Raw genomic sequence first — 4,596 nt, forward strand, 5'->3', positions numbered from 1 at the left:
CGTGGCCGCGGCGGGTGCTGCCGGTGCAGTGGTCGCCGCCGGAGCAACTGGGGCAACTGGATCAGTCGTTGTTATGGCCCTAAGCACGATACCGGGCACATCGGCAGCCTGAAGATTAAAACTGCCCGCAAAAAATAAAACACACAGCAACGCAACGCTCTTGAACTTCAACAAAACTCTGGCCCCTCCAATACTTAATTCACCAATAACCTGAACCACCCTGGAACTGATAGGTATTTGCCCGGCAAGTTCGGTTTACCTGCGCCAATATCGTCCGTAAACAGCAACGAACCTTTTGCCACAGCGCCTCGTCGTAAGCTCATACCGCTGAAGTTGTAACAGCATTTTTGTCTGGCCGAGGTGACATTGAATGCTCATTCATCCGAAAGCTCGCTATAAGCCCTACGAATCAGCTGCTGGGGGGTGGGGCTCGGCCAAATCGGTGATGGAGATTCTCTGGCGAGAACAGGCATTCGCCAAAGCACCTGGCGCACTGTTCAAACAGAATAAACCCGGAGGATTTGCCTGTGTCAGTTGCGCGTGGGCCAAACCTGGCAAACCGCATCACTTGGAATTTTGCGAAAACGGTGCAAAAGCCACCGCTTGGGAGCTGACATCGCTAAAGACCGGCCCAGAGTTTTTCATGCGGCACACGGTCAGCGAACTCCTGCAATGGACCGACTATGACCTGGAGCAACACGGGCGCCTGACCCATCCCCTGCGTTACGACCGCGCCAGCGACAAGTACTTGGAAACCACCTGGGAAGAGGCGTATCACGACATTGGCGCACAACTCAGGGCCATGGAACCCGAAAGCGTGGCATTTTACGCCTCGGGTCGCGCCTCGCTGGAAACCTCGTTTATGTACCAATTGTTCGCCCGTGCTTATGGCAACAACAATCTGCCCGACAGTTCGAACATGTGTCACGAAAGCACCTCTGTCGGTCTGCAGGAAAGTATCGGTGTACCGGTAGGTACGGTGACGCTGGCGGATTTTGAACTCACGGACTGCATTTTCTTTTTTGGCCAAAACGTCGGCAGTAATAGCCCGCGCATGCTTCATCCATTGCAGGAAGCGCGTAAACGCGACGTGCCAATCATTACTTTCAACCCACTGCGTGAGCGCGGGCTGGAACGCTTCGTCAATCCACAATCGCCGGTTGAAATGCTCGGGCTTGAATCGACGGTGATCAGCACGCAATACCACCAGGTGGCGATTGGCGGTGACACCGCTGCCGTCATGGGCATCGCCAAAGCACTGTTCGAGATGGACAAGGCCGCGCTGGTCAAAGGCGAACCCGGGGTGATCGATCAGGCGTTTATTGCCGAGCACACCGAAGGTTTCACGGAGTTTGCTGCCGCGGTGCGCAGCTGCGAGTGGGACGCGCTGGAGTTGCGGGCGGGACTGTCACGCAGCGCAATGGAAGCGGCAGCCACGGTATACGCCCGCAGCGAGCGCACGATGTTCGTCTATGGGATGGGCCTGACTCAGCATCGCCACGGCGTGGAAAACGTGCAAATGCTGGTCAACCTGTTGTTGATGCGCGGCAATATCGGCAAACCCGGTGCAGGGATATGCCCGGTGCGCGGTCATTCCAACGTTCAAGGGCAGCGCACGGTAGGCATTACCGAGGACCCTAAAAAAATCCCTGTGGATAAAATCGAAGCGTTGTTCGGTTTCCATGTACCCGAGAAAAAAGGACTGGCCACGGTCGATGCGTGCGAAGGCATTCTGAACGGCAGCGTGCGGGGGTTCATTGGGCTGGGCGGAAACTTTCTGCGCGCCATTCCTGATACCTCACGCATGGAACCCGCGTGGCAAAACCTGCATTTGAATGTGCAGATCGCCACCAAGCTTAACCGCACTCACTTGGTAACAGGCGAGCAAAGCTGGTTGTTGCCGTGTTTGGGCAGGATCGAAATTGATCGGCAAAATGACAAGGTTCAGGCGTATAGCACTGAAGACAGCACCGGCTGTATTCACGGCTGGTGGGGCAATAGCGAACCGGTCAGTGAGCATATTCGGGCAGAAACATCGATCATCGCCGGGTTGGCCTTAGCGACGCTGTCTGGGATCGAACGTATCGATTGGGAGGCATGGCGCGGCGATTACTCGCAGATTCGCTCAGCCATTGCCACGATTTATCCGGAGATTTTTCACGACATGGAGACCCGAATGTGGGAACCCGGCGGATTCCATCGCCCCGTTTCTGCCGCCGAACGCACATGGAAGACACCCAGCGAGCGCGCGCAGTTCATTGCTCCAAAAACACTTAACGAAGACCCCGACGTCAATCCCGGACCAGAGCGACGTGACGTGCTGCAACTGATGACGCTGCGCAGTAACGACCAATTCAACACCACCGTCTATGGCTACGAAGATCGCTTTCGTGGGATCAGCGGGACTCGCAGCGTGATTTTCATGAACCGTAACGACATCGTGCGTTTAGGGTTCAGCGCCGGGGATTGGGTAATGATCACCACCGCAATCGAGCCCGAAGTGACTCGCGAAGTCGGCCCGATGCAGATCGTCGCGTATGACATTCCCGAAGGCTGCAGCGCGGGTTATTACCCGGAATGCAACCCGCTGGTGCCGCTGTGGCACCACGCCGAGCGCAGTAAAGTGCCAGCGGCAAAGTCGGTGCCGATTACCCTGCGCAAAACCTTGCCGAGCACTGAAGACCTTGAGCATGCGGTGCCGGATAAAGATCAAATTCATTGATATCTATCCTGTAGGAGGGTTTACCGATAACTCACGACACCTGCTTGATGGTAGAACAACCGCAGGCAAATGACTGTTTGATACCTATTGGAGACCTCGTGATGTCTAACGCCGAAACTCGTCCACCCCTTCCGCCTTTCACTCGGGAGTCCGCCATTGTGAAAGTTCGACTCGCCGAAGATGGCTGGAACGGTCGCGACCCGGAAAAGGTTTCACTGGCTTACACCCTCGATACCAAATGGCGTAACCGCGTCGAGTTCGCCAACAACCGCGAAGAAGCCAAAGGGTTCCTGACGCGCAAGTGGGCTAAAGAGCTGGATTACCGCTTGATCAAGGAACTGTGGGCCTTTACTGACAACCGCATCGCAGTGCGTTACGCCTACGAATGGCACGATGACTCGGGCAACTGGTTTCGCTCGTACGGCAACGAGAACTGGGAGTTTGCTGAGAACGGTTTGATGGCCAATCGTTTTGCCTGCATCAACGACATGCCCATCAAGGAGTCCGAGCGCAAATTCCATTGGCCGCTGGGTCGCCGGCCTGATGATCATCCAGGCCTTTCTGATCTGGGCCTGTAACGCGCCAGGATCAGCCAGAAATCAGCACGGAAGCGGGCCGATAGATGGCATCGATCAATCAGTCACCAATAGCTATTGGATAAAACCATTCCAGGCTCTTAGGCTGAGATGGCTAAGACCGTGCAGCGGTCATCCACAGTAGCGCTCTGGCGTGTTGACGTGAGAGCGAACGAGGTGCAAGTGCAAGATCGGATCCTGATGGACAGCTACTCTCGCAAGGTCGATTACCTACGTATGTCGGTAACTGATCGCTGCGATTTTCGCTGCGTCTATTGTATGGCCGAAGACATGCAATTCTTGCCGCGCCAACAAATCCTGACCCTGGAAGAGATTTTCCAGTTGGCCGAACGCTTTGTCGCGCTGGGTACTCGTAAAATTCGCCTGACCGGCGGCGAGCCACTGGTCAGGCCCGGTGTGGTCGAGTTATGTCGGCAAATCGCCGCGCTGCCAGGCTTGCGCGAACTGTGCATGACCACCAATGGCTCGCAACTGGGCAAGTTGGCTGGCCCGCTATTCGATGCTGGCCTCAAGCGCCTGAACATCAGCCTCGACAGCCTGAACCCCGAACGCTTTCGTGAATTGACCCGTACCGGCGACCTGACAAAAGTCATTGCCGGTATCGACGCCGCCAACGCCGCCGGATTTACCCACACCAAGCTTAACTGCGTGGTGATGAAGGGCCGCAATGATCATGAGATCAAGGATCTGGTCAACTTCGCCATCGACCGAAACCTCGACATCACGTTTATCGAAGAAATGCCGCTGGGCATCATCAGCGAGCACAGCCGTGCCGAATCGTTTTTCTCCAGTGAGCAGGTGCGCGAACTGATTGCCGAACGCTACACCCTGATCGACTCTGCGGAATCGACCCAGGGCCCTTCGCGGTATTGTCGTCTGGCCGAAGCGCCGCAGATTCGAGTCGGCTTTATTTCGCCCCACAGTCATAACTTCTGCGCCACCTGCAATCGGGTGCGCCTGACCGTCGAGGGTCGTTTACTGCTGTGCTTGGGCAACGAACATTCGGCCGATTTGAAAACCGTCCTGCGCAGCCATCCGGGTCAGCCGGAGAAACTGGAAAAAGCCATCATCGACGCCATGCAGCTCAAGCCCTACCGCCACAACTTCGAAATCAACGATGATGTGCAGGTCGTGCGATTCATGAACATGACGGGCGGTTGATAGCCGCTGTTCTGAATCGCTTTTGCTGCATAGCCGGGCGCTGCCATGACATCTTTCTCAAGCAATAACCCCTGTTCGATCCTGTTATTGGCAGGCGGTCGCGGCCAGCGCATGGGC

The 4,596-nt window shown here is 56.0% G+C and carries 3 protein-coding genes; all 3 read left to right on the top strand.

Annotated elements, in window-relative coordinates:
* Positions 1–370 precede the first annotated feature (370 nt).
* The 3 genes from M0974_RS03845 to moaA all read left to right on the top strand — a co-directional run bounded on the left by M0974_RS03845 (position 371) and on the right by moaA (position 4,479).
* Positions 371–2,722 carry an FdhF/YdeP family oxidoreductase gene (locus M0974_RS03845; protein ID WP_297833036.1) on the top strand — a complete coding sequence of 784 codons (2,352 nt, stop codon included), beginning with the start codon at positions 371–373 and terminating at the stop codon, positions 2,720–2,722.
* 101 nt (positions 2,723–2,823) lie between these two features.
* On the top strand, positions 2,824–3,300 hold the full coding sequence (locus tag M0974_RS03850; RefSeq protein WP_297833038.1) for a nuclear transport factor 2 family protein: 477 nt from the start codon (positions 2,824–2,826) through the stop codon (positions 3,298–3,300).
* A 180-nt stretch (positions 3,301–3,480) separates the two neighbouring features.
* On the top strand, positions 3,481–4,479 hold the full coding sequence (gene moaA, locus M0974_RS03855) for a GTP 3',8-cyclase MoaA (protein ID WP_297833041.1): 999 nt from the start codon (positions 3,481–3,483) through the stop codon (positions 4,477–4,479).
* Positions 4,480–4,596 lie beyond the last annotated feature (117 nt).

The organism is Pseudomonas sp. (assembly GCF_026224925.1).
In the GTDB taxonomy this organism is placed as follows: domain Bacteria; phylum Pseudomonadota; class Gammaproteobacteria; order Pseudomonadales; family Pseudomonadaceae; genus Aquipseudomonas.

Coding starts and splice junctions, on each gene's coding strand:
- M0974_RS03845 (WP_297833036.1), top strand. CDS start 371: ATGCTCATTCATCCGAAAGCTCGCTATAAGCCCTACGAATCAGCTGCT.
- M0974_RS03850 (WP_297833038.1), top strand. CDS start 2,824: ATGTCTAACGCCGAAACTCGTCCACCCCTTCCGCCTTTCACTCGGGAG.